This is a genomic window from Cupriavidus sp. 96C5-1 (assembly GCF_057798855.1).
This window is the reverse complement of sequence record NZ_JBYOJU010000042.1, coordinates 44,288-63,368: the sequence shown is the minus strand read 5'-3', so window position 1 is coordinate 63,368 and position 19,081 is coordinate 44,288. Positions and strand designations below refer to the sequence as shown.

Here is a 19,081-nt window from a genome sequence, read left to right as displayed (position 1 = left end):
CCTGCCACTGTCCCGCTCCATGCTCTGACGGCAAACGGATGCTTGAAACAGCTGTAGGGAGCCTAGCGAGCGCTGTGGGCGTTTCACAAGTGCAATTTTGGAGAGAAGACTCTAATTCCTTTGCGTTGTGCAATGTGCATTGTGCATTTGCGCGGCGCGCGGCAGATCGCTTTGTTCTCCCCCACTCAAGCAGGGGGTGCGCGCACGGCGCGCATGCACTCGCGCCGTACTGCCGCCGGCGCTCACCGGGCCAGCTCAGCGGCAAGCGCGTGGGCGTTCTGCGCCGTCAGTGCGAAGACGGACAGTTGCGGATTCGCACCGATGCTGGTGGGAAACACCGAGCCGTCCAGCACCGACAGGTTGCCCAACTGGTGATGCCGGCCATGGCTGTCCACCACGCCGCCCTGGGGCTGGTCGCTCATGCCGCAGCCGCCCATCAGGTGCGCGGTGAACAGCGCCGCGCGGAACTTGGCCAGCGGCAAGGCGGCGATGCCCTGCCGGGCCTGCGCCCAGCTGTCGTAGTAAGGCGCGTCGAGATGGGCCGGCCGCACCTTCAGGGCGCCGGCGGCGAACTGCGCCTCGGCCATGCTCAGCCAGGCGCGGCGCACGCCGTCCCATACGTAGTCGCTCATGTCGTAGTCGAGCACCGGGCTGCCGTCGCCGGCGATGCGCACGCGCCCGCCTTCGCTCTGCGGCACGAAGCCGTCGCGCAGCAGCGCCAGCATGGCGTTGGTGTGCGGCAACGCGGCCATGTCGGCGCGCAGTGCGTCGCCCACCTGGTTGAACACGCCGGCGCTGATGCCGGGGAACAGCGGCGGCACTTCCAGCTTGTAGCCCATCGCACCGGTGGCGCCATCCTTCCACTGGAAGTGATCCGAGGCGATCGATTGCGGCGCACCATAGTACGGGTCCACCTGCTCGGGCATGACGGCGATGCTGAGGTTCACCGGATGGATGAAGGTGCGCAGGCCCAGCCGCTGATATGGGTCCGGCGCGCGTGAGCGCAGCAACAGGGCTGGCGTGTTGATGGCGCCGCCGGCGGCCACGTAGTGACGCGCGCGTACGGTGACGGCAATGCCGGAGGGTGTGCGGCCGTCGGCGCCGAGGGCTTCGCCGGAGAGCACCGTCACGGATTTTCCATCGTGTTCCAGTGCCCGCACCCGCACGCGATGGACCAGCGTGGCGCCTTTGGCCAGCGCCGCGGGAATGGTCGACACCAGCATCGACTGCTTGGCGTTGACCGGGCAGCCCAGCCCGCAATAGCCGGAGTTCCAGCAGCCTTTCACATTGCGCGGGATCACGTGCGACTCCCAGCCCAGCTTGTCGCAGCCGCGCTTGAGCACATCGTTGTTGTGGTTGGGCGGCATGCCCCACGGCGCCACCGACAGCCGTGCCTCCATGCGCTCGAACCACGGCGCCATGTCCTGCGCGCCGTGGCCGCTCACCGCATGGTGCCCGGCCCAGTGCGCCAGCGTGGGCCCGGGCGTGCGAAAACTCGACGACCAGTTCACGGTGGTGCTGCCGCCCACGGCGCGTCCCTGCAGGATGGCGATGGCGCCATCGGCGGTGGCCCGCGCCGCGCCCTCCTGGTATAGCTCGCGGTAGGCGCGGCCTTCGTCCATGTCCTTGAAGCTGTCGGCGGTGCGTAGCGCGCCCTCCTCCAGCAGCACCACGCGCAGGCCGGCCTCGCTCAGGACCTCGGCGGCGACGCCGCCGCCGGCGCCGCTGCCGGCAATGACCACGTCGGCGTCGAGTGCAAGCGGCGCGGTAAGCGCGGCGCCGTCGACGACTTTCCAGCCGGACGCGATGCCGGCGCTGTAGATATCGGGGATGGCCATGATGTCAGGCGTGCTGTGAGGCGGATGAGGCGTTGGCGTGCAGGGCGCGGTAGACCGCGGGATTGGGGCCGGGATAGCCGCTGCCCGGCCATGCCGCCGGCAGCAGGTAGTAGCCCACGCTGCAGAGCTTGACCAGCACCACGGCACCGGCATTCAAGGTGGCGAAACGGCTGGCGCGCCAGCGCGCGAGAAAGTGGCGGGCCTGCGCGGGATCCGTCTGGCGCCAGTCCTGGCCCACGCCGCCCAGGACCCGGCGCAGCGGCCCGATGGCGAGCAGGTCGAGCAGCTTGCGCAGTTCCGCGCGCGCGTTGGCCTCCATGGCGGCACAGGTGGCGTCGACGTTGCCCAGGGCCTGCTCGAGGTGCAACTGGCGCGTGGCGGCGTCGCGGACGGCGAGTTCGGCCACCACGGCCGGCAGCAGCGCGGTGAACAGCGCCACGTCGGTCTCGCGCAGGAAGCGCATGCCGGCCGCCGGCTGCTTGCGCGCGGGCGAGCAGCCGGACAAGGCCGGGATCAGCCCGGCGCAGGCGATCGCGGCGGACAGGCCGAAGCCGATCCTGAGAAAGCCGCGACGCGATAGCGCGGCGGCGTCGGGCGGCTCGGTGGGCGGGATGGGCATGGCGTCTCCGGTCTTCGGTGGTTTGGTTTGCTGCCCTCTCCTGCTTGTGGGAGGGGGGCAGCACCGTCGTCATTTCGGACGGCTTTGGCGCATCCGGTCAGCTTCGTCCGGCGCTTCGGACCTTGCATTTGCGGGACAGCCCGCATTGACGCTCGCCTCAGTTTGGACAAAGATCGTTCCCCGGTCTTGATCCCGCATGACAGCGATTTGATGCCACGCGCCAATGCGGCGGCCAGCGCAGCCGCCATCACCGCCATCGCTCCCGCTTCCTGTTTCGCTGAGACGGGCGGCACCGTGTCGCTGCCGTATCTGCGTACCGTGCTCGACTACGGCGAAGCCGCCGGCATTGCGCCGGCCGACCAGCTGGCGATGGCCGGGCTGGATCCCGCCTTGCTCGACGGCGCCGGCGGCCCTGCCGCGCGTGTGCGCGCGGCCAGCTACCTGGCCTTGCTCGACGGCCTTGCCCATGCGGCCGGCGATGCGCTGGCGGGCCTGCACGCGGGCGCGCAGTTCCGGCCGCGCCACTATGCGGAGATGGGCTATGTGGTGCTGACCACGCCCACCGTGCGCGAGGCCATCCTGCAAGGCATCCGCTACGAGGTGCTAGCCAACGACATCGGCCGCACCCGCCTGCATGAAACGGCGCAGGGCGCGTGGATGACGTGGGAGGCACTGCATGGCCCGCTTTCGCGCCACGCGCACGAGTTGCATATGGCCACGTGGATCTGTTTCGCGCGGTGGCTGCTGGGCGATGGCCACTTTGCCGAGCGCATCGAGTTTCCCCACGCGCCGCCGCCGGGCGGCCATGCCGACGATTACGCACAGGTGTTCGGTTGCCCGGTCGTGTTCAACGCGCCTCGCCATGCCATGCACATCGCCCCCGCCCTGCTGGCGCGCCCGTCGATGCAGGCCGATGCGCAGATGCAGGCGCAGATGGCGCGCATCGCCCAGGCCCAGCTGCGCGCGCTGGAGGCGGGCGGCACCGGGGAGATCGCGCAGGCGCGCGCCTTCATCGGCGGCGCGCTGCACCGGGGCGAGGTGCCGATCGCCGCGGTGGCGGCGCATCTGCGGCTGCCGGTGCGCACGCTGCAGCGCCGGCTGCAGGCGCAAGGGCTGAGCTACTCCGCGCTGGTCGACGGCGTGCGCCGCCTGAAAGCCGAGCACTATCTTGCGGACCCCGCCATCAGCCTGGCGCAACTGGCCATGTTGCTGGGCTTTTCGGAGCAAAGCGCGTTCAGCCACGCATTCAAACGCTGGACCCAGGAAACCCCCAACGCCTGGCGCCGGCGCCTGCTCGGTGGCGCTCGCGGCTGATTTCCTTGCCCCCTGCGGATCGTTTCGTGACCCCCGCACTGCGCGGTGCGCGGTTTCAAACGCAGCGGTGGGTACGCCGCCCAGTGCGCCAAACGCTGTTTTTCTTGCGTTTAATGCGGTCAAAACATCGCTAAAATCTGCCAAAAATTAGAGTTGGTATTCCAAATCGCGTATTGACCCCGGGCCTTCGGCTGCCTACGATGACATCCACCAATGTCACAATAAATGATGTTGCGACGCGGTGCGGCATCCCGCCGTACCCGCCAGCGGCACGAGAGACAGCCCATGAACGCCCCTGCGGACCTGCCACCCGAGTTATCCACAGCCGTGCCCTTTCTCCAAGGCCCCGGCCCGGCCGAGCATTGCGATATCGCCATCATCGGCACTGGTTTCGCCGGGCTGGCCATGGCGATCCGGCTCAAGCAATCCGGGCGGCATGACTTCGCGATTTTCGAGAAGGCCGCCGCGGTCGGCGGCACCTGGCGCGACAATCACTATCCGGGCTGCGCCTGCGATGTGCAGTCGCACCTGTACTCCTTCTCCTTCGCGCCCAACCCGGACTGGTCGCGCATGTTCTCGCCGCAACCGGAGATCCGCGCTTACCTGGAACGCTGCACCGACCAGTTCCGCCTGCGCCCCCACCTGCGCCTGAACCATGAACTGCGCCGCGCGGCGTGGGACGAGGCCGGCGGCACCTGGCAGCTCGAGATGGCCGATGGCAAGCGCGTGCGGGCACGGGTGCTGGTGTCCGGCATGGGCGGCCTGAGCCGGCCCGCCTATCCCGATATCCCGGGCCTGGACCGGTTCCGCGGCGAGGCGTTTCACTCGCAGCACTGGAACCACGGCTATGCGCTGGCGGGCAAGCGCGTGGCGGTGATCGGCACGGGCGCGAGCGCCATCCAGTTCGTGCCGCAGATCGCGCCGCAGGTGGCGCACCTGGACCTGTTCCAGCGCACGCCGCCGTGGATCATGCCCAAGCCCGACCGCCGGGTGTCCGCCGCCGAGCGCTGGCTGTTCCGCCGCTTGCCCTTTGCGCAGAAGCTGCTGCGCACCGGCATCTACTGGACGCTGGAGTCGCGCGTGCTCGGCTTCGTGGTGCATCCCGGGCTGATGAAGATGGTGGAGCGCATCGCGCGCCGCCATATCAGGCAGCAGATCGCCGATCCCGCGTTGCGTGCCACCGTCACGCCGGACTACACCATCGGCTGCAAGCGCGTGCTGATCTCCAACGACTACTTCCCGGCGCTGGCGCGCGCCAATGTGGATGTGGTCACCGCCGGCATCGACCGCATCGAGGCAGACGCCATCGTGATGCGCGACGGCAGCCGCCGCGAGGCCGACTGCATCATCTTCGGCACCGGCTTCCACGCCACCGACCCGATCCCGCGCGGCGCCATCCTGGGCCAGCGCGGCACCGACCTGCTCGATGCCTGGCGCGACGGCGCCGAGGCCTATCTTGGCACCACCGTGGCCGGCTTCCCCAACCTGTTCCTGGTGGTCGGCCCCAACACCGGCCTGGGGCACAGCTCGATGGTGTTCATGATCGAGTCGCAGGTGAACTACATCCTCGGCGCGCTCAAGGCCATGGGCGAGCACGGCGTGCAAGCCATCGGCGTGCGCCCGCCCGCGCAGCGCGACTACAACGCCGGGCTGCAGCGCAGGCTGGCGCGCGCCGTGTGGTCGGAGGGCGGCTGCGTGAGCTGGTATCTCGACCCGAAGAGCGGCAAGAACACCACGCTGTGGCCGGGCTTCACCTGGCAGTTCCGCCGCGCCACCGCGCGCTTCCGGCTGGCGGATTACGAGACGCGCCCGCTGATGCGCACTGCGCCTGCCGCGCAGGCGGGCGAAACCAGCAGCGCCGGGCAGGCCATGAAGGCATGAGCCCCATGCGCGGCAGCCCGCAAGCACAACGCACAAAACGCAAGCAAGACACACCCGAGGAGACCCCGGCATGAAGCACTTCAAAGACAAGGTGGCCGCCATCACCGGCGCCGGTTCGGGCATGGGCCGCGCGCTCGCGCTCGCGCTGGCGTGCGATGGCTGCCGGCTGGCGCTGTCCGACCGCAATGAAAAAGGCCTGGCGCAGACCGTGGCCGAGCTCATGCGGGTGGCGCCGGGCCTGGCCTTTACCCAGCACTGCGTGGATGTGGCCAACCGTGCCGCCATGTATGCCTGGGCCGAGGAGTCGGCGCGCGCGCACGGCCGCGTCAACCTGATCTTCAACAATGCCGGCGTGGCGCTGTCGAGCACCATCGAAGGCATGAGCTACGAGGATCTCGAATGGATCATGGGTATCAACTTCTGGGGCGTGGTGCATGGCACCAAGGCCTTCCTGCCCTACCTGAAGGCCAGTGGCGAGGGCCACGTGATCAATACCTCGAGCGTCTTCGGCCTGTTCGCCCAGCCCGGCATGAGCGGCTATAACGCCAGCAAGTACGCGGTGCGCGGCTTCACCGAATCCCTGCGCCAGGAGCTGGACATGCTCGCCTGCGGCGTGTCGGCCACCTGCGTGCTGCCGGGCGGCATCAAGACCAATATCGCCCAGGCCAGCCGCATTGCGCCCAACGTCGCCGGCTTCCTGGTGCACGACGAGCAGCAAGGGCGCGAGGATTTCGAGAAGTACTTCATCACCACGGCGGACAGGGCCGCGCGCGTGATCCTCGATGGCGTGCGCCACAACCGCCGCCGCGTGCTGATCGGGCCCGACGCGGTGGCCGCCGACATGATGGCGCGGGTGCTGCCCGCCGCTTACCAGGCGCTGGTGGTATTCGACGCGCGCCGCAAAGGGCCGCTCGGCAAGCCCGCCGGCACGGGCGCGCCGGCGGCGAAGACCGCGGGCCGCGGAGACGCGCAATGAACCGCGCCGCCATGCCGGCGGACAGCCGCCTGCTACAGCCGCCGGGCGCGTTCACGCGCTGGTTCGGCCAGGGCCGCGTCGGGCTGTTCAGCCTGTCGCGCGAAACGCTGGCACGCCGCCACGCGCTGCCGGGCTCGCGCTGGGTGCAGGTGATGGGCACGCTGGTGCACTACACCGACGAAGGCGCGCCCGATGCCGAGCCGCTGCTGCTGATCCACGGCTTCGGCGCCTCGCTGCATACCTGGCAGGGACTGATGCCGGCGCTGACGCAGCGCTACCGCGTGCTGCGCGTGGACCTGCCGCCCTTCGGCCTGACCGGGCCGCTGCGCGATGCGCACCGGCGCATCGCCACCATGGACGTCGACGCCTATCGCCGTTTCATCGATGGCTTCTGCGACGCCGTCTGCCTGCAGCGCGCCAGCGTGATCGGCAACTCGCTCGGCGGCCTGATCGCCTGGGACATGGCGGCGCGCCATCCCGGCCGCGTCGGCAAGCTGGTGCTGATCGACGCCGCCGGCTTCCCGATGCAGCTGCCGCGCTATATCGCGCTGTTCAACCACGCGCCGGTGCGCTGGTCGGCGCCGTGGATGCTGCCGGAGTTCGTGATCCGCGCCGCCACGCGCGACGTCTATGGCGATGCCGCGCGCGTGGACGAGGCCACCTTCCGCCGCTACGTCGACTTCTTCTACGCCGAGGGCAGCCGCGAGGCCGTCGGCCGCATGGTGCCGAAGCTGGATTTCGACGCGCTCGACACCGGGATGCTCGGCGGTATCCGCGCGCCCACGCTGGTGCTGTGGGGCGAGCGCGACCGCTGGATTCCGCCCGCGCACGCGCAGGCCTTTGCCGAGCGCATTCCGGGCGCACGCCTGCAGCGCTACGCGGGCCTGGGCCATATCCCGATGGAAGAAGACCCGCAGCGCGTGGCGGCGGACCTGCTGCCTTTTCTCGACGGGCGCTGAAGCGGCATAGCGACATTGCCGCAAGGCGCCACGCCAGACGTATTCAACGAATCGACAGGAGCCATCATCATGATGCCAGTCCGACGCGATGTGCATCCCCATTTACCGGCCAGCCGCATCGGCGACTGGCATGTACGGGGCCGCCACGTCACCCACTTCGTCAACGCGCTATCGATCTTCTTCCCGGCCGGCGAGCGTTTCTTCATCGATAGCGTGCGCGCCTATCGCGACGACGTCGCCGACCCCGAACTCAAGCGCGCCATCGCCGGCTTCATCGGCCAGGAAGCGATGCACACGCGCGAGCATATCCTCTACAACAAGCTGATGAACGACGCCGGCCTGCCTGCCGCGCCGCTCGACCGCTTCGTGGCCAGGGTGCTCAATCTCATGCGCAGGATCCTGCCCAGGTCGTGGCAGCTCGCGCACACCATCGCGCTGGAGCACTACACCGCCATGCTCGCCGGCGGCCTGCTGGCCGACCCCGAGCAGATGGGGGGCTCCGAGCCGGGCTATCACCAGGTGTGGATCTGGCACGCACTGGAGGAAACCGAGCACAAGGGGGTGGCCTACGATGTGTGGAACACGGTGATGAAGCCCGGGCTCTCGCGCTACCTGTTGCGGGCCTTCACCATGCTCACCACCACGGCGACGTTCTGGGCGATGGTGTTCGTATTCCATATCCGGCTGGTGATGGCCGACCGCGAATGCCGCAACAAGCTGGGTGGCTTCCTGGGCGCGGCGAAGTTCCTGTGGGGCAGGCCCGGCGTGCTGCGCAGGATGATGCCGGCGTGGTTCGATTACTTCCGCCCGGGTTTTCATCCGTGGGATCACGACAACCGCGCGCAGCTCGCGCGCATCGAGCCGCTGATCGCCGAGATCGAGGCGAATGCCGCGCGTGCCGGCGTCTCCAGCCGCGCGCCTTCGGTGAGGGCCGCGGCATGACGGTGTGGCAATGCGAGATCTGCGGGCTGGTCTATGACGAGGCGGCCGGCATGCCGGAGCACGGTATCGCGGCGGGGACGGCCTGGGCGGCAGTGCCGGAGGACTGGAGGTGTCCGGATTGCGGGATGAGGAAGGGGGATTTCTCGATGGTGGCGTTGTAGGCCTGGGTGTTCAAGTCAAAGGCCTGACTGCTCAGCGCTTGGACTTCCCGGATGCGCGCGTCGGCTTGCCGCCCTCGCCCGCCGGCTCGTCATGCAGGTGCTCGATGATCGCCGCCACGCGGTTGCCCAGGTATTTGTTGGCAGACTGCTCCAGCGCCCGCTTCATCTCCGCCTCCACCGCCACCATGGCAAGCGGGCGGATGCGCCACAGGATGTCCACCAGCCGCGGCACGTCCTGCGGCGGCGGCAGCCTGCCTTCGCCGAAGCGGTCCAGTTCGCGCACCACCATTGCCACGATCCGGTCCGATACCGCCTCGAAATGCCCGCGCGCATGCTCGATGATGGACAGCACGTCCTCCAGCGGAAAGCCCGCCCGCGCGATCTCGGCGCCGGCGGCCAGCGTGCGCGGGCTGCGCGCGAGATAACCCATGCCGTCCGGCTCCAGCAGGCCGAGCGAGATCGCCTTGGCCAGCGCCGGGCGCGATACCGCGCGGCCGAACAGCCTGGCCAGCGACAGGTAGGAGTAGTGCCGCGGCTGCTCGTCCGTCCACGGGCTGCTGATGGCCGTCTCCAGCCCGAGGATGGAGCGCAGGTCGTGGCCCTCGACGATGGCCTTGAGCAGTTCCTGAATATTGCCAAGCGTATAGCCGCGCGCCAGCAGGTGGTTGATCAGCCGCAGCCGGCCCAGGTGCGTCTGCGTGTAGATGCCTACCCGGCCGCGCCGCTCGGGCGGATCGATCAGGCCGCGGTCCTGGTAGGAGCGCACATTGCGCACCGTGGTGCCGGCCGCGCGCGCGAGCTCGTCGATGGTGTATTCGGGCGGCGCGCCGTTGCCGGCGGCGGCATCCTGCGCGGGGGGCGGAGAGGTGGGCGCAGCGCTGCGCTTGAAGAGGGCCATGGCAAAAATTCTACCCGACTCGCGCGGCCGCCGTGCGCCATCCCCCCGGGGCCGGGGCGCCGGGCCGGTAGGGCTACAATCATCGCCAGCGCCGCCGCTGGGCGGCGCCTTCCCCTCAACTTCACTGCGCCCCTGCGCGCGCGTTCCGATGCATATCCGCTGGCTCGAGGATTTTGTGTGCCTGGCACAGGCCGGCAGCCTCGCGCGCGCGGCGGAGCTGCGCAACGTCACGCCGCCCGCCTTCGGCCGCCGCATGCAGGCGCTGGAAGTATGGGCCGGCGCCCCGCTGATCGACCGCAGCGTGTTTCCGGTGCGCCTGACCAGGGAGGGCAAGCAATTCCTGGAAGCGGCCCAGAGCGCGCTGCGCACGCTGGACGAGGCGCGCCTGTCGCTGCGCGCGGCGCATCGGGCCGATGCCAGCACCGTGGTGATCGCCACCGGCAAGACGCTGGCGCGCTCGATGGTGCCGGCGTGGCTGGCCAACCTGCGCCAGCAGCTGCGCAACGACCCGGTGGCGGCGGGATTCCGCACGCGGCTGTCCACCTTTCCCACGCATGACGCGATGGTGATGTTCACCGAGGGCGACGCCGATTTCCTGCTCTGCTACAACGCGCCCGAACAGCCGGTGACGCTCGACGACGCGCGCTACCGGGTCCACCTGGTGGGCGAGGAGCGGCTGGTCTGCGTGAGCGCCGCGGCGGACGGCGGCGGGCCGTTGTACAAGCTGCAGGCACGCGGCCGCGCGCCGGTGCCGATGATCGCCTATGCCGAAACGCTGACGCTGGGCCGCATGGTCAACCAGGAAATCGCGCGGCGGCGCCTGGCCAGCCGGCTCGACGTGATCGCCATCAGCGACCTGGCCGAGTCGGTGCACGAGATGGTGCGCCAGCGCATGGGCATCGCCTGGCTGCCGGCGCGGCTGATCGCCGACGACCTTCACGCCGGGCGGCTGGTGCGCGTCGGGCTGGAAGCGGGCGGCGAGACCGACCTGGCGATGCAGATCCTGCTCTACCGCCCGCGCGCGCCCATGCGGCCGCTGGACGAAGCCTTCTGGCGCGCCGCGGTCGCCTAGCCGCCGCCTGCCTGCCGCGCCCGCCCCTTGCCAAAACGGCAAGCGCCGTTGCCAAAGCCGCACGTTGTTGCAGCCGCACGCTCTCTAAGATCGCCGCTTATCCGTCGGATATCCGTCAGATAACGGATCCGCAAAGCCAAAGGAGAGAGACCCGCCATGAACAAATTGCTGCGTGCGGCTGCTGCCGCGTCCTTCATCATGCTGGCCGGCGCCGCCGGCAACGCCAGTGCCTCGGCCTGGCCGAACAAGCCGATTTCGCTGGTGGTGGGCTACACCGCCGGCGGCAGCGTCGACCTGGTGGCGCGCACCATCGCGCCGGAGCTGGGCAAGCGCCTGGGCCAGAGCGTGGTGATCGAAAACCTCGGCGGCGCGGGCGGCACCATCGGCGCGGCCAAGGTGGTCAAGGCCGAAGCCGATGGCTACACGCTGCTGATGGGCTCGGGCAGCGAAGTCTCGATCGCGCGGCTGACCAATCCCGCCGTGCGCTACGACGGCGAGCGCGACCTGGCGCCGATCACCTTCGTCGGCACCCAGCCGATGGTGCTGGTGGGCAAGAGCGCGCTGCCGGCAAAGAATGCCGACGAGCTGATCGCGCTGGCCAAGGCGCAGCCGGGCAAGCTTGCCTACGCCTCGTCCGGCGTGGGTACGCCGCTCAACCTGGCCGGCGAACTGATCAAGCAGCAGGGCAAGGTCAATATCACCCATGTGCCCTATAAGGGGGCGTCGGCCATGGCGACCGACCTGCTCGGCGGGCAGATCGACCTCGCCGTGATGGTGCTGTCGTCGGCCCTGCCCCATATCCAGGCGGGCCGGGTCAAGGCCTACGGCGTGACCGAGGCGCGCCGCTCCCAGGTGGCGCCCCATGTGCCCGCGCTGGCGGAAAGCAGCGCGCTCAAGGGCGTCGACATGGGCGTGTGGTTCGGCCTGATGGCGCCCGCCAGCACGCCGCGCGCCGTGACCGAGCGACTCAATACCGAGATGCAGGCCGTGCTGGCCATGCCCGACGTGAAGAAGAAGCTGGCCGAGGCCGGCGTGGAAGTCGCGCCCGGCGGCCCGGGCCAGTTCGGCGCGTTCATCAAGCGCGAAACAGCGAAGTACAAGAGCATCGTGCAGACCGCGGGCATCCACGAATAAGCCGTCGGGGGCGGCCCGGCCCGCGCGGGCCGGGCAGGCGTACCATTTGCTTGTCGCAAGCGGCGGCGCCCGCATGCACGATCGTCGCCACGGCCGCGGCCGCCGCCTGGCACCATCCCCGATACCCGATATACCTGATACCAGCGGCAACCTTGCCGACCCACAGCCATGATCCCCACTGCCCCCAGCTTCGACGCCTACCCGGTTGAAGTCGCGTTCCCCGATATCCGCCCCTACGCCGCCGGCACCGGCGGCGTGCCTTACGTCCACACTTTCGACAGCGGCGTGCCGGGCCCCCACGTGATGGTCAATGCGCTCACCCATGGCAACGAGGTGTGCGGCGCCATCACCGTCAAGGCGCTGCTGGACCTCGGCCTGCGCCCGCGCCGCGGCAGCCTGACGCTGGCCTTTGCCAACGTCGACGCGTATCACGCCTTCGACCCCACCCGCCCGGATGCCTCACGCTACGTGGACCAGGATTTCAACCGCGTGTGGACCGCGGCCGTGCTCGACGACGGCAGCCGCGATTCGTCCGAGCTGCGCCGCGCCCGCGCCATGCGCCCGCTCATCGACACCGTGGACCTGTTGCTCGACCTGCACTCCATGCATGAGAAGAGCCTGCCGCTGATCGTGTCCGGCCCGCTCGACAAGGGTATCGCGCTGGCACGCGCCGTGGGCGCGCCGGCCAATGTGATCGTCGATGAAGGCCATCCCGAAGGCCGCCGCATGCGCGACTACGAAGGCTTCGGCGATCCCGCCAGCCCGAAGAACGCCTTGCTGATCGAGTGCGGCCAGCACTGGGAGGCCGCTGCCGTGGGCGTGGCGAAGGACAGCACCGCGCGTTTCCTGCTCAACGCCGGCGTGATCGACGAGGCCGACGTGCCCGCCGGCTGGCTGTGGCCCCTGCATCCGCAGCGGGTGGTCCGCGTGACCGAGCCGGTGGTCGCCAGCAGCATGGATTTCCGCTTTGCCGGTCCGTACACCGGGCTGGAGACCTTTGCCGAGGCCGGCACCGTGATCGGCTGGCGCGACGGCGAGCCGGTGGTGACGCCGTATCCGGACTGCGTGCTGGTGATGCCGTCGCTGCGGCAGCTGCGCCCGGGCGTGACCGTGGTGCGGCTGGGTCAGCTGGTGGGCTGATCGTCCGGTCGGCGGCAGTCCCTAGCGTCCTGCCTTCGCGGGAGCGTGCGGCGCCTAGACGGGCGCGGCGGGAGCGGCTCCCGCGCCGCCGGCACCGGCAGTGGCGGACTTCGGCCGCATGCCGGGCAGCAGTTGCTCGACCAGTTCCTCGATCTTCATCTCCGGCGGCACCAGGTTGCTCAGGTTGAGGCCGCCGGCACTGCGCAGCGCATCGTAGTACGCCTTGCCCGCGCGCTCGCCGTTGACATAAACGATGATCTCCGCCGAGCCCAGGAAATCGCGCCAGTATGACAGCCGCTGCGTGACAAAAGTGGCGGTATAGGGGCATGAAGCGACCGAGGAACCGGGCGGCAGCGCCTTGAACTCAAAGCCGCGCTGCTGTACCGAATCGCGCAAGGCTTCCACGTAGGCGTTGCCGACCGGGTTGCTGATCACGCAGAACAGCGTGCCGTCGGCCGGCTGCATGGAGGCGATGCGGTCGCCGCGGTCGACCGGAACGACGGACTGGTAAGTGGCGCAGCCGGTGGCCAGCAAGCCTAGGCTGGCGGCTGCGGCTAGCAATGCTTTTTTCATGATGCTCCTGGATCGCTGCTGCAAGGGTGCCGAACGCACCCCGGCGCTGGCGGACCTGCCCGGCGGGTGCCGTGGCGGCGCGCCTGGCGGGTCGAACCCTGTCGCCGGCAGGCGTGCCCGCCAACTTTAGGGCCATCGCGGCGCCGGCAATCGGTGGAACAGAGCGGGGAAACGGGTCCGGCGGCGCGCTCGGCCCACGGCGGCGCCGCGCCAGGAAAAAAAGAAGCCAGCCGGGAGGCTGGCCAGAGGGGGAATTTCCCTTGGACACCACGTTTGCGGCCCAGGCCGCGGTTGCGCGGCGCAGCGCGGCGCCCGGCTCAGGCAACGAATGCCTGACGGCAGCGCAGCGCCATGATCTGGGCTTCGAAGGCGCGCGCGGCGCGCTGCGCAAGCTGGTCGCGGCGGCGCTGCCGCGGTCGGGAGCCGGGGGCGCCGGCTTTCCGGCCGTCGTGGTGGACTGTATTGCTGCCAATCCGCCCGGCGCCAGCCAACTGCCACTCGCGGCGGGTGACGGCGAGGATGCTGGCCAGTGCCAGGGCTTGGGGCGCGGCCATACTGCCCGGAATGCGGTATTCCTTCATGATTCGATGTTCGGCGCGGACTGCGTCCGGCGGGACGCCCGGCCCGATGTCGCTCGTTGACGTTTGTTCGTATCGTGATGGAAGAATACGCAGCGCCGGGGCCGCGCAATGTCGACTGGGCGCCGATCTTGCTGTGGGACGTGTCCTACAAGAGGTTTGGGAGGCGCTTTGCGGTGCGGTGGCGCAGGATAAAGCCGTTGGCTTTGCTTCTTGTGGCGGCTGGCTGGCGCATCGCCAACAAAGTAGGCCCGGTACGGGCCACGTGGCATCGTTTTGCGTTGGTCTTGGCGCATCCTGCCGGCTTGGTCCGGCTGCCTTCCCTCAGCGGGCCGCCGGCCCCCCGCTCGCCATCGTGCCCACCGCCACCAGGCAGATGGCGGCAAGGAACACGCCCACCAGCAGGATCTGCAGGCGTCCCACCGGGCGGCCTTTCAGGAAGGCGTTGCTGATAAAGGGCGGCGTCACCAGTCCCACCACGGTGACGATCAGGATGGTCAGGGCCAGTACGGAGAGCAGGGTCTGCATGCGAAATATCGGTGTGGAGTCAGGGTTTTCGGGGCTCGGAGTCTCGCCGGAAGCCGCCGCCGGTAGCGCCTGGCCCGGTTTCGGCTATATACGGCCATACACAACAAGCAGGAGGGCAAGCCAGCGCCCTCGGTTGCTCAGTTGGCGCCGCCGCGCACCAGGCAGTCTTCCAGCAGGGGCGAGCCATCCATCTGGCCGGCGCCGGTGCATTCGACCGCGACTTTCTGCCCGCGCCGGACCATGGTGGCGCGCGCTTCCACTTCGCAGGTGCGCCCGGCCGGCCCGCAGATCTGCTGCGGCAGCAGCCTGGCGCGCACCGCCAGTTTCGGGCTGTTGGTGCGGATATCGAGGAAGACCTTGTCGCTGTCCTCGCGCCGCACGCCGCTGGCTACCCCTTCCACGATGAAATAGCGGCCCCGGTAACGGTCGTCGGCCTCGCCCGGATTGGCCTGGTAGTCGTCGACGAGGGCGTCGGCCTGGTATTGCGGCAGCTCGTCCATGGAGCGCGCCGGATCGATGCTGATCGGGTCCAGCGTACCGTTGCGGGGCACGCCGCGCACGATGCTGGCCGGCTGGGCCGCCGCGTCGGCGGGAGCCGGGTCGTCCAGCTGCGCTTCATGGTTGCCGGTGAACCAGAGCATGCCGAGGACGGCCACGGCGACGCCGGCGATCAGGATCTGTTGGGTACGGTTCAGCATTGGGGGGTTCCTGCGATAAAAATAGGCCGCCGCCCGTGGGCGATCCGCGTTGCCGGTGCCGTGGGCCGGGCTGGCCCGCCCGGCCGCCAGCCCGCCTGTGGCCAAGGCCAGCGCCGCTTTCCGGGGCCCGGCGGCGGCGCCGGAAAAGTTGCCCACAGCTTTGCCCACAGAGTTGTTCGGTCTTCTCCACAGACTTGTCCACAGCCCGGGATGCGTGCCGCACGGTATTTCGCGTGGGCAGTTTCGAGCACTTTCAGGGCGATCGGGCGGACTTCAGGCACGCCGCGGCGAAGCGGCGGGACCGGGGCTTGCGGTGCCGGTCTCAGTGGAGGTGCCGCAGGCCGGCATCGCCCTCGTCCTCTTCCTCTTCCCAGTCCTCGTGTTCGACCGGGGTATCGGGCGCCATGTCGAACACCATCGAGTGGTGCTGCACGGTGAACCAGTCGCGGAATTGCTGCAGCGTCAGTTTTTCGGGCCACAAGCTTTCGTCGAACCACTCGCCGAGCATGAATTCGAAGAACGCGCGCCAGCGCTGTTCCACCCACAACACCGCTTCCGGCGAGGTGGAGACTTCGTCCGGCACCAGGAACACGCTCTGGTCCTCGCGTACATGCTCGAGGGTGAGCGTGGGCACCGGGTCGGTATCCACCGCCATGATCCATTCGAAGAAGGGCTGCTGCGGCACCAGCACGACGAGCGAGCGATTGAGGGTAAAGCGCGGATAATCGGTCATGGCAGGGGCTCGTTCGCTGAAACGGCCCATTGTAGCGGTTGGCATGCCGCAGCATGCGATTCATCGTTGCGGCAGGACGGCCAGGAGGCAGGTCCCATGGGCATCAAGGTGTGGTTCGCGCTGGGGGTGGAGGCGCTGGTTTTCGCGGGGCTGCTGTTCGGCGGTGCGGGCACGCTGCGCTGGCCTGCCGGCTGGGCCTACCTCATCCTGTTTTTCGGCTGCGGGATATGGGCGACCCTGCGCCTCGCGCGGCATGATCCCGCGCTGCTTGCCGAGCGCATGAAAATGCCGCTCCAGGCCGGCCAGCCGCTCTGGGACAAGATCTTCATGCTGGCCCTGAGCGTGGCGTGGTGCGCCTGGCTGGTACTGATGGGCCTGGATGCCGTGCGGCTGCGCTGGTCGGCGATGCCGCTGTGGCTGCAAGGCGCGGGCGCCGTGCTGCTGCTGCTGTCGTATCGCATGATCGACCGCGTACTGCATGAAAACACCTTCCTGGCGCCCGTTGTCAGGATCCAGGCCGAGCGCGGGCATCGCGTGATTTCAAGCGGCCCCTACGCCGTGATCCGTCATCCGCTGTACGCCGCCGCGCTGGTATTCCTGCCGGCCAACGCACTGGTGCTCGGCTCGTGGTACGGCCTTGCCGCATCGCTGGCGCTCGACGGCGCCATCGTCTTGCGCACGGCGATGGAAGACCGCGAACTGCTGCGTGGCCTCGATGGCTACGCCGCGTACGCCGCGCGGGTGCGCTACCGGCTGATACCGTTCGTCTGGTAAAGGTAAAGGCAAAGGCAAAGGTATAGGAAAAGGAAAAGCAAAGGGGGATGGCCCGGCCGTTCCCCGGCGCCGCCCTCGGGCGGCGCCTGTGCCAGCGTATCGAAGCGGGCTTGCCTTAGTGGATCTGCATGCCGCGCATCGCGTGGATGCGGTCGTGATGCCACTGGATGCCTTCGTACTGGCGCTGCACCACGGCGCGCACATCGGCGGGCATCTCCTTCGTCAGCGCGGACTGGTACTCCCGCCTGGCGGTTTCCTCGTCGCGTTCGCAGAGTTGCAGCACGGCATCGTCGTTATGCGGCGCGATCATATGCAGCACCTCCATCCAGCCGCGATGCAGCGAGCCGCCCATGCTGCCGCGGTCGCGCGGCTCCGCCCCCAGCGCGCTCACCAGCGCCTTGAGCTCCAGCACCGAGGCGCGGCAGGTTTCCGCCGTGCCCGTGAGGATGGCGCGTATCTCGGGGTTATGCACCTCGCGAGCGCCGGTCATGCAACTGAGTTCGCCGTCCTTGCCCACCTCGATCAGGTGGTTCAAGGTGGAGACGAGTTGTCCTTGAGCGTTGGCCATGACATTCTCCTTGCCGGAATCCGGGCCGATCATGGCGCCACGCGCACATTCGCCCTGGCGCCGGATACGGTATCCGGCGCCCCGATTCCTGTCTTGCCGCACGGCATGCTTATCATGGCTTGCGGGCAGGCTGCCGTGCGGGCCTGCCCGTAGCAGTGGAGAGTGCGGATTTCGCGCGCTACCGACACGACCAGTATAGGAGCCTGGCAGATCAGGACAACGCCGCCCGGCGGGCGGAAGCCGCAAGCCAAAGCGTAGCCCGGAATGTGTACTAATCTTGGTACGAAGATCGGGAAAGCGGGCTGGCCGGTATCAGCGGCAGCACCGCAGTACGCAAGCACCAGCCCGAAAGCCGCCCGGGGCGCGCCGGGGCAAGAAAGCATGGAGAAGCAAAATGCCGAAGATCCAAGAAGCCTTGATTCATGACCTCCACCCGACCCAGCTCACGGTGGGCATGATCGAAGTCCAGGACAAGAAAAAGCACCTCGCCTCGCTGAGCGCCAAGGAACAGCAGGCGTTCATGCAGGCCCATCCGATACCGGCGGTGACGGGGCCGGGGGGAAAGCTCTTCATCACCGACCACCATCATCTCGGGCGCGCCGCATTGGAGGCGGGCGTCACCAGCGGCTATTTCACGGTGGAGGCAGACCTGTCGGCCAGCGATATGGCGGCCTTCTGGAAGGAGATGGACCAGCACCTGTGGGTCCACCCGCTCGATCAGCAAGGCGTGCGGCACGTCTACTCGCTTATCCCCGGCCATCTCGAGAAACTGCTCGACGATCCCTATCGATCCCTGGCCGGCTACGTGCGCGACGCGGGCGGCTACGACAAGACGCCGACGGCGTTCGCCGAGTTTGTCTGGGCGGACTTTTTCCGCCGCGGCATCGCCATCGAGGATCTGCAGGCCAACTTCCAGGCGGCCGTGAAGGCCGGCCTGTTGCTGGCAAAGAGCAGCCTGGCCAGCGGCCTGCCGGGATACAAGGCGGGCTGAACGAAAGCCCGGCGAGACTGCCGCCGTGGAACGCAGGCAAGACCACAAGACACTTTTTCCGAGGGGGAGACGCGGCGATGTCCGAAGAGTTCGAGGTGCGCGGCGTGCACGACGACGTACTTGACCATGCCGCGGAGTCGGCGGAATCCGATCGCCTGGCCGGCAGGATCGCCGTCATGACAGCCATCCTGTCGACCGCCGGCGCGGTGTTCGGCTACCAGGGTGGCGCTACGCAGAACGAAGCGCTGCTGCTGAAGAACGAAGCCGCCATCCACAAGACCGAAGCCGCCAATCAATGGGCTTACTACCAGGCCAAGGGACAGAAGGAAGCGATCGCCGAACTGACGGCGCAACTGCCCGGGGTCGATCACGAGGCGGCCAGGCGGGAAGCCCGGCGCTATGCCGCCGAGAAGGAGCAGGTCCGCCAGAAGGCGGAGGCGCAGGAACAGGCGGCACGGGATGCGGACCAGGCCAGCGAGCAAGCCGTGCACCATCACCACCGCTGGGCGCAGTCGGTGGTGGCGCTGCAGGTCGCCATCGCCATGGCGGCGATCACGCTGCTGACGCGGCGCAGGTGGCTGCAGTTCGCATCGTATGGCATCGGCGCGCTCGGTGGCGTGCTCGCTGTGCTTGCGGCACTACATGTGTGAATCCGGGCGCGCCAAAGTGCCCGGCGCGGCCGAACATATCGTTACAAAGCGCTC

The 19,081-nt window shown here is 68.7% G+C and carries 21 protein-coding genes; 12 read left to right on the top strand and 9 right to left on the bottom strand.

The window, feature by feature from the left end; genetic code table 11:
- Positions 1–242: 242 nt before the first annotated feature.
- Positions 243–1,838, bottom strand: a complete 1,596-nt coding sequence (locus tag AC3FOF_RS34050; RefSeq protein ID WP_488729110.1) for a GMC family oxidoreductase N-terminal domain-containing protein — start codon at positions 1,836–1,838, stop codon at positions 243–245.
- Between the two features lie 4 nt (positions 1,839–1,842).
- Positions 1,843–2,457: a hypothetical protein gene (locus tag AC3FOF_RS34045; RefSeq protein WP_488729109.1), complete on the bottom strand. Its 615-nt coding sequence runs from the start codon at positions 2,455–2,457 to the stop codon at positions 1,843–1,845.
- Positions 2,458–2,667: 210 nt separating this feature from the next.
- Between AC3FOF_RS34045 and AC3FOF_RS34040 the strand changes: the two genes are divergently transcribed.
- The 6 genes from AC3FOF_RS34040 to AC3FOF_RS34015 all read left to right on the top strand — a co-directional run bounded on the left by AC3FOF_RS34040 (position 2,668) and on the right by AC3FOF_RS34015 (position 8,690).
- Positions 2,668–3,771, top strand: coding sequence for an AraC family transcriptional regulator (locus tag AC3FOF_RS34040; protein WP_488729108.1), 1,104 nt, complete (start codon positions 2,668–2,670; stop codon positions 3,769–3,771).
- Between the two features lie 285 nt (positions 3,772–4,056).
- Complete coding sequence (locus AC3FOF_RS34035) at positions 4,057–5,652, top strand: flavin-containing monooxygenase (protein WP_488729107.1); 1,596 nt, start codon at positions 4,057–4,059, stop codon at positions 5,650–5,652.
- Positions 5,653–5,722: 70 nt separating this feature from the next.
- Positions 5,723–6,628: an SDR family NAD(P)-dependent oxidoreductase gene (locus AC3FOF_RS34030; protein WP_488729106.1), complete on the top strand. Its 906-nt coding sequence runs from the start codon at positions 5,723–5,725 to the stop codon at positions 6,626–6,628.
- Positions 6,625–7,587 (top strand): alpha/beta fold hydrolase, encoded by a 963-nt coding sequence (locus AC3FOF_RS34025; RefSeq protein ID WP_488729105.1) that lies wholly within the window; start codon positions 6,625–6,627, stop codon positions 7,585–7,587. The genes AC3FOF_RS34030 and AC3FOF_RS34025 overlap by 4 nt, the downstream gene beginning before the upstream one ends.
- A 69-nt stretch (positions 7,588–7,656) precedes the next feature.
- A complete protein-coding gene (locus AC3FOF_RS34020) occupies positions 7,657–8,529 on the top strand; it encodes a metal-dependent hydrolase (RefSeq protein ID WP_276265678.1) in 873 nt (290 codons plus the stop codon).
- The gene (locus AC3FOF_RS34015; RefSeq protein ID WP_276265677.1) at positions 8,526–8,690 is read left to right on the top strand and encodes a rubredoxin; all 165 of its coding nucleotides are present in this window, start codon (positions 8,526–8,528) and stop codon (positions 8,688–8,690) included. Before AC3FOF_RS34020 ends, AC3FOF_RS34015 begins: the two co-directional genes overlap by 4 nt.
- A gap of 31 nt (positions 8,691–8,721) precedes the next feature.
- Here the strand turns inward: AC3FOF_RS34015 and AC3FOF_RS34010 are convergent, their stop codons facing one another.
- On the bottom strand, positions 8,722–9,588 hold the full coding sequence (locus tag AC3FOF_RS34010; protein WP_488729104.1) for a MerR family transcriptional regulator: 867 nt from the start codon (positions 9,586–9,588) through the stop codon (positions 8,722–8,724).
- A gap of 148 nt (positions 9,589–9,736) precedes the next feature.
- Here AC3FOF_RS34010 and AC3FOF_RS34005 point away from each other — a divergent pair, with 148 nt between their 5' ends.
- The 3 genes from AC3FOF_RS34005 to AC3FOF_RS33995 all read left to right on the top strand — a co-directional run bounded on the left by AC3FOF_RS34005 (position 9,737) and on the right by AC3FOF_RS33995 (position 12,934).
- Positions 9,737–10,660: a LysR family transcriptional regulator gene (locus AC3FOF_RS34005; protein WP_488729103.1), complete on the top strand. Its 924-nt coding sequence runs from the start codon at positions 9,737–9,739 to the stop codon at positions 10,658–10,660.
- A gap of 156 nt (positions 10,661–10,816) precedes the next feature.
- Positions 10,817–11,794, top strand: coding sequence for a tripartite tricarboxylate transporter substrate binding protein (locus AC3FOF_RS34000; RefSeq protein WP_017226434.1), 978 nt, complete (start codon positions 10,817–10,819; stop codon positions 11,792–11,794).
- 168 nt (positions 11,795–11,962) lie between these two features.
- Complete coding sequence (locus tag AC3FOF_RS33995) at positions 11,963–12,934, top strand: M14 family metallopeptidase (protein ID WP_488729102.1); 972 nt, start codon at positions 11,963–11,965, stop codon at positions 12,932–12,934.
- A 54-nt stretch (positions 12,935–12,988) separates the two neighbouring features.
- Here the strand turns inward: AC3FOF_RS33995 and AC3FOF_RS33990 are convergent, their stop codons facing one another.
- The 5 genes from AC3FOF_RS33990 to AC3FOF_RS33970 form a co-directional block, all read right to left on the bottom strand.
- Positions 12,989–13,507 carry an Sbal_3080 family lipoprotein gene (locus tag AC3FOF_RS33990; protein ID WP_488729101.1) on the bottom strand — a complete coding sequence of 173 codons (519 nt, stop codon included), beginning with the start codon at positions 13,505–13,507 and terminating at the stop codon, positions 12,989–12,991.
- Positions 13,508–13,824: 317 nt separating this feature from the next.
- Complete coding sequence (locus AC3FOF_RS33985) at positions 13,825–14,088, bottom strand: hypothetical protein (protein ID WP_488729100.1); 264 nt, start codon at positions 14,086–14,088, stop codon at positions 13,825–13,827.
- Positions 14,089–14,409: 321 nt separating this feature from the next.
- The gene (locus tag AC3FOF_RS33980) at positions 14,410–14,613 is read right to left on the bottom strand and encodes a hypothetical protein (RefSeq protein ID WP_276264388.1); all 204 of its coding nucleotides are present in this window, start codon (positions 14,611–14,613) and stop codon (positions 14,410–14,412) included.
- 137 nt (positions 14,614–14,750) lie between these two features.
- Positions 14,751–15,311, bottom strand: a complete 561-nt coding sequence (locus AC3FOF_RS33975) for an OB-fold putative lipoprotein (RefSeq protein WP_488729099.1) — start codon at positions 15,309–15,311, stop codon at positions 14,751–14,753.
- Between the two features lie 322 nt (positions 15,312–15,633).
- Positions 15,634–16,044, bottom strand: a complete 411-nt coding sequence (locus AC3FOF_RS33970) for a hypothetical protein (RefSeq protein ID WP_035813055.1) — start codon at positions 16,042–16,044, stop codon at positions 15,634–15,636.
- 96 nt (positions 16,045–16,140) lie between these two features.
- Between AC3FOF_RS33970 and AC3FOF_RS33965 the strand changes: the two genes are divergently transcribed.
- A complete protein-coding gene (locus AC3FOF_RS33965; protein WP_488729098.1) occupies positions 16,141–16,818 on the top strand; it encodes a methyltransferase family protein in 678 nt (225 codons plus the stop codon).
- Between the two features lie 115 nt (positions 16,819–16,933).
- On the opposite strand, the gene AC3FOF_RS33960 is transcribed toward AC3FOF_RS33965, so the two are convergent.
- Positions 16,934–17,386: a PA2169 family four-helix-bundle protein gene (locus AC3FOF_RS33960; RefSeq protein ID WP_035813052.1), complete on the bottom strand. Its 453-nt coding sequence runs from the start codon at positions 17,384–17,386 to the stop codon at positions 16,934–16,936.
- A gap of 394 nt (positions 17,387–17,780) precedes the next feature.
- Between AC3FOF_RS33960 and AC3FOF_RS33955 the strand changes: the two genes are divergently transcribed.
- Complete coding sequence (locus tag AC3FOF_RS33955; RefSeq protein ID WP_276264389.1) at positions 17,781–18,377, top strand: ParB-like protein; 597 nt, start codon at positions 17,781–17,783, stop codon at positions 18,375–18,377.
- 77 nt (positions 18,378–18,454) lie between these two features.
- A complete protein-coding gene (locus AC3FOF_RS33950; RefSeq protein ID WP_488729097.1) occupies positions 18,455–19,027 on the top strand; it encodes a DUF4337 domain-containing protein in 573 nt (190 codons plus the stop codon).
- Positions 19,028–19,081 lie beyond the last annotated feature (54 nt).

Coding starts and splice junctions, on each gene's coding strand:
- AC3FOF_RS34050 (WP_488729110.1), bottom strand. CDS start 1,838: ATGGCCATCCCCGATATCTACAGCGCCGGCATCGCGTCCGGCTGGAAA.
- AC3FOF_RS34045 (WP_488729109.1), bottom strand. CDS start 2,457: ATGCCCATCCCGCCCACCGAGCCGCCCGACGCCGCCGCGCTATCGCGT.
- AC3FOF_RS34040 (WP_488729108.1), top strand. CDS start 2,668: ATGCCACGCGCCAATGCGGCGGCCAGCGCAGCCGCCATCACCGCCATC.
- AC3FOF_RS34035 (WP_488729107.1), top strand. CDS start 4,057: ATGAACGCCCCTGCGGACCTGCCACCCGAGTTATCCACAGCCGTGCCC.
- AC3FOF_RS34030 (WP_488729106.1), top strand. CDS start 5,723: ATGAAGCACTTCAAAGACAAGGTGGCCGCCATCACCGGCGCCGGTTCG.
- AC3FOF_RS34025 (WP_488729105.1), top strand. CDS start 6,625: ATGAACCGCGCCGCCATGCCGGCGGACAGCCGCCTGCTACAGCCGCCG.
- AC3FOF_RS34020 (WP_276265678.1), top strand. CDS start 7,657: ATGATGCCAGTCCGACGCGATGTGCATCCCCATTTACCGGCCAGCCGC.
- AC3FOF_RS34015 (WP_276265677.1), top strand. CDS start 8,526: ATGACGGTGTGGCAATGCGAGATCTGCGGGCTGGTCTATGACGAGGCG.
- AC3FOF_RS34010 (WP_488729104.1), bottom strand. CDS start 9,588: ATGGCCCTCTTCAAGCGCAGCGCTGCGCCCACCTCTCCGCCCCCCGCG.
- AC3FOF_RS34005 (WP_488729103.1), top strand. CDS start 9,737: ATGCATATCCGCTGGCTCGAGGATTTTGTGTGCCTGGCACAGGCCGGC.
- AC3FOF_RS34000 (WP_017226434.1), top strand. CDS start 10,817: ATGAACAAATTGCTGCGTGCGGCTGCTGCCGCGTCCTTCATCATGCTG.
- AC3FOF_RS33995 (WP_488729102.1), top strand. CDS start 11,963: ATGATCCCCACTGCCCCCAGCTTCGACGCCTACCCGGTTGAAGTCGCG.
- AC3FOF_RS33990 (WP_488729101.1), bottom strand. CDS start 13,507: ATGAAAAAAGCATTGCTAGCCGCAGCCGCCAGCCTAGGCTTGCTGGCC.
- AC3FOF_RS33985 (WP_488729100.1), bottom strand. CDS start 14,088: ATGAAGGAATACCGCATTCCGGGCAGTATGGCCGCGCCCCAAGCCCTG.
- AC3FOF_RS33980 (WP_276264388.1), bottom strand. CDS start 14,613: ATGCAGACCCTGCTCTCCGTACTGGCCCTGACCATCCTGATCGTCACC.
- AC3FOF_RS33975 (WP_488729099.1), bottom strand. CDS start 15,311: ATGCTGAACCGTACCCAACAGATCCTGATCGCCGGCGTCGCCGTGGCC.
- AC3FOF_RS33970 (WP_035813055.1), bottom strand. CDS start 16,044: ATGACCGATTATCCGCGCTTTACCCTCAATCGCTCGCTCGTCGTGCTG.
- AC3FOF_RS33965 (WP_488729098.1), top strand. CDS start 16,141: ATGGGCATCAAGGTGTGGTTCGCGCTGGGGGTGGAGGCGCTGGTTTTC.
- AC3FOF_RS33960 (WP_035813052.1), bottom strand. CDS start 17,386: ATGGCCAACGCTCAAGGACAACTCGTCTCCACCTTGAACCACCTGATC.
- AC3FOF_RS33955 (WP_276264389.1), top strand. CDS start 17,781: ATGCCGAAGATCCAAGAAGCCTTGATTCATGACCTCCACCCGACCCAG.
- AC3FOF_RS33950 (WP_488729097.1), top strand. CDS start 18,455: ATGTCCGAAGAGTTCGAGGTGCGCGGCGTGCACGACGACGTACTTGAC.